The organism is Vagococcus sp. JNUCC 83 (assembly GCF_053667615.1).
On sequence record NZ_JBSJXX010000004.1, the window covers coordinates 1 to 4,126 of the forward strand.

Genomic DNA, 4,126 nt, shown 5'->3' on the forward strand with positions numbered 1-4,126 from the left:
AAAACTCCTCCTTTTTTCGTTCGAATAAGTATCATTAAGTAAACAATACCTTGTTTTAGAGTCTGATTCAAAGATTTTTTTATTGGGTTGTTAGGGCTTGCCCTGACCGTCTGAAAGACGATTAATAGAGACAACTACACGTTTTAAACATAACAAGGTTATTTTCCTGTTGAGTTTATTACTTCAGTTTAGCCAATTTTTTTTGATTACGGTTTTGTTTTTTGCAAAGGAGCTTTAGCGACTGCGTAAGTAAAATGTGAGAGTGGGTTTCTCTCACTCCTTTTTTATATCCTTTCATGTTACGCATAGAACAATTTAATCAAAAGAACTCTTTTTTAGGTGGGAAAAATAGCGTGCCTTTTTTATAATCTCTTTTAAACCTCTTTTAAACCTCTTTTAGACACCTATTGACCCTTACTGCCCCAAGGGATACAGAAATGTTTCTATGGAGTTTTGTCTGTTTATCTATGGAGTTTTGTCTGTTTATCTATGGAGTTTTGTCTGTTTATCTATGGAGTTTTGTCTGTTTATCTATGGAGTTTTTTAATAGATTACATTATAATACTACATATATTAGAAAGGAGTGATTCTTTGCCGAATGAATTAGTAAAATATCATACAGAGTTAAATACTATTCCTTTGAGAAAATTTTCCCCAGTAGAAATGAACTTGTTCTTCTCGATTATATCTAGAATGCGTGATAAAGGAGAAAAGTCTGTTAGATTTTCATTTGACCAACTTAAAGACTTAAGTGATTATAAACCGACCGCAAATAATCGTTTTATAGACGACTTGGAATCAACTTATGACAAATTAATGGATTTAAGATTTGGACGTAGAAGTCTTGACGGTTTAGAACGTGAACGATTTGTTATGTTTAACGAATTTAAAATTAAGGGGAAATCAGAAACGCCTTATGCTGAAATTCAGATCCATGAAAGAGCGATACCTTTATTAAATAATTTAGATGAATGGGTTCGTTATTCTCTAAAACAATTTACCGATTTACAAAGTAGCTACTCAAAAACCATGTTTCGTCTATTGAAACAATTCCGTACAACGGGATATGCTTATTTTTCTAAAGAAGACTTTTTCGAATTATTAGATGTCCCTAAAAGTTATAGAAAAAATTTAGGTGAAGTGGACAGGACTATTTTAAAACCCATAAAAGAAGAATTAACTCCTTTGTTTCGTGGTCTTACGATTCGAAAGAAATATGGTAAGGGTCGAGGGAAACCTGTCGTTGGATATCAGTTTTCGTTTAAACCTGAGGCAAAGAATGCAGATGATTTTTCTAAAGGGGAACGCGAAGACTTACGACAAAAATTATTCAACATCGACCACAACTCGGAGCTGACTCAAAAAGAAAAGTGGCTCGCAAAAGATAAAGTCTTGGGGTACCCTCGAGGAACACATGAGACAGACTTCCATGCTCAATCAACGACATCCTCTGAAGATGATTCATGGAAACAAGAGCTCTTGTCGCAACTCAAAAACGGTTTTTCTTAATCAGACATGCTCTCTTTTCTCCGATTCAGTTAACTCACTTGTCAGTCGAAGTTAGTCCATACTTTGTGTGATTCTTCCTCTTTCTTTACAGTGACGTTTATGGAGGGATGACCTTTTGCAAGCAAAGCCACATGCTAGCATGTGGCCCATTTTCATGTCTGAGAGGGTCTCTCGTCCATGATGTTGTGAGAGGTCTCCCACTCCCTCTTAAGACCTTAAACGAGCTCTCAAGGACGATTTAAGCGACTCTCTTTTTCTCTCTAGGGGATTGGGGAATACCCCAACCATTGACGCAACCTTCACTCTCGTTTTAGGTGGAGGAAGTGGCAAATATCGACAATGGCTATCCATTGTCTAAGCTCGCAAAACGAAAATTTCTGTTCATCCTTACCTTTTGTAAGAACTCAGTTAGCTGTCCTATGGGCGAATCATTTGATGGATTGATTGAATAACATGACTCACACTTTTCGCCCAGCGTCGTTTCACAAGGAACGCAAAAAAGGAATCCCAAGTTAACGGGATTCCTTTTTTTGATGTGAGGTAGACCATTGGTGATTCACAAAGTGAGTGTCTCAATGTGTTGGTAAGTGTGGTACTTCTTAAAATGGTGATTATGTAAAGCAGTCAGTTAAATAACTTAATTTTTATTTTCTTGCTCTTCATAAAACCATTTCATAAATAAATCTGAATCCGTTTCTTTAGCATTCATTTGTTCTTCATATCTGTAAGAACCTTTAAATTCATTTTCTTTAGCACTATAAATTATCTTCAATTCAGAAGGTATAGGCTCATTAAACTCATAACATTTTTTTTCTAATTCAAGCACATCATCTACCCCTAATTTTAAAAATTGACGTATTAAATCCTTATCTTTTGTCATTTTATTAGTTGTGTAAAGTTTATTTTTTAACTTAAAAAAAGCATTGAAACTAATATTTTTATTATAATTATATATATATATATATATATAATCCACATTATTTTCAGCAAATTCTAAAGCCAAAGATACCATTTTAGATTGTACTTTTAAAAATTCATCAGCAAAATTTTTATTCATTTTATTTCCTTTCTAATTTCGTATAAAATTATAAAAATCTATTCCATCGATAGTGTAGTTTACCTCAAATGATGATGGTCGAAGTTCTCCACTTGAATAGTTTATCTTAATATCTACGGTTACTTTTTTTCCTTCATTCAAAGCATTTGCCCAAATGTTTTCTAGTTTTTTATATTCACTTAAATTTACTTTTTGAGCTTGTGATACTAAATTATCTATATTAGGTGACCCACCAAACCTATCTCCAAATATATGCCCTGCATGGTCCCCTTTAATTTTTCCTGGAGTCTGAGAATCATGAGTCAATCTTCCTTCATGTATCTTTAAATTTAGTTTCCCCGACTTCGCTTGAACAATCCTACCTTGAGTGTCAGTTTGATAACCATAAGGATGCTCTCCTGTTTCATATTTAACATTTGGTTTTAATTTTCCATTCTCTAAATGAGAACCATCTCTCAATATATTGGGATTATTTTTGATTGATTTTTTCCCACTACTTTTATTTTTGATTGATTGACCAGTCACAGGGTCAACTAATTTTCCATTCTTTAATTTAACTTTTGGACTTAATTTTGCTTTATACTTTCCAGACGCTTTTCCAGAAGGCATGGCTAACGACAACGCTAATAAAGATAAACTCGCTTTTTTATATAACGTTAACTCATCTCCTGTAAATGGGTCAATGTTCTCTTTAATCGCTTGTAAAATGACCGTAAGTAGATCTGGTTCTGTCTCGACTTTCTTTGGTGGAAAGAGTGACGTTTTGTATTTTTCATTCATTCGCAATTCTTCTGACGTAATATTCGTCGGGCTCTTTACATACAAGTAACGACCTAAATGAGAGACCCATTGTTTAGAGCGTCCTTTTTTAAAATCTTCTAGTTCTTGCTTTGCCAATTTCTTCTCATAGTTTTTTACATCCGTTAACCAGTCCATATCACTCTTACTAGGTGCGACAAACGTTGATCCATTAAATGAATGAGCTGCAACATCTGCCCCTTTATTAATGGCTTGCTCCAAGCTATCAAGGTCAGAAAAAATCTCACGTGATGACCGATGAAAAGCACGTAATTTTTCACGCTTTTTCTCTAATTTCTTTTTCGCTTTTTCAAGTGCCGCAATACTATTGGACAATCCCTGTTGGGCTTTTCTAGCGCTCCCTCTTTCTTCGGAAGGTAATTGCGATGCTAACTGTCTTAATTGTGATTGTTGGGCTTTTTTGGCTTCAATCTGTTTACGTAGTTTATTAATTTTATCATTTAATTCTGATTCTTTTAAGCTCACACTATCCACTTGAGAGACATATACTTCAGGAAACTTTTGAACGGCTCTTTCTGCAGCCTCCGTATAGAGACGACCTGCTTTAACTAATGGAATTAACACATTAGTATAATGTCTTTTTGCCGCATCATAGGCAGCACCCGTTAGCATAGGACTATTTAAGGCAAACTGATTAATGGCACGTTCCATTTCATCATAGCCTTGTTTCTTTTGCGCCGCCATTCGTTTAAAACTCGATGCTTGCGCTCTTGAGGCGGATAAATCCATATCAATACTCAC

At 34.7% G+C, this 4,126-nt stretch carries 3 protein-coding genes; 1 reads left to right on the forward strand and 2 read right to left on the reverse strand.

Annotated features, from left to right (window positions below; genetic code table 11):
- The first annotated feature begins 591 nt into the window (after positions 1–591).
- Positions 592–1,509: a replication initiation protein gene (locus tag JNUCC83_RS12400; RefSeq protein WP_454461403.1), complete on the forward strand. Its 918-nt coding sequence runs from the start codon at positions 592–594 to the stop codon at positions 1,507–1,509.
- Between the two features lie 637 nt (positions 1,510–2,146).
- On the opposite strand, the gene JNUCC83_RS12405 is transcribed toward JNUCC83_RS12400, so the two are convergent.
- Together JNUCC83_RS12405 and JNUCC83_RS12410 are read right to left on the reverse strand one after the other, a co-directional pair.
- Positions 2,147–2,566 carry a hypothetical protein gene (locus JNUCC83_RS12405; protein ID WP_454461401.1) on the reverse strand — a complete coding sequence of 140 codons (420 nt, stop codon included), beginning with the start codon at positions 2,564–2,566 and terminating at the stop codon, positions 2,147–2,149.
- Positions 2,567–2,578: 12 nt separating this feature from the next.
- Positions 2,579–4,126 (reverse strand): DNA/RNA non-specific endonuclease, encoded by a 1,548-nt coding sequence (locus JNUCC83_RS12410; protein WP_454461402.1) that lies wholly within the window; start codon positions 4,124–4,126, stop codon positions 2,579–2,581.

Bases quoted from the DNA above. Each gene is read 5' to 3' on its own strand.
- JNUCC83_RS12405 (WP_454461401.1), bottom strand. From the start codon at position 2,566: ATGAATAAAAATTTTGCTGATGAATTTTTAAAAGTACAATCTAAAATG.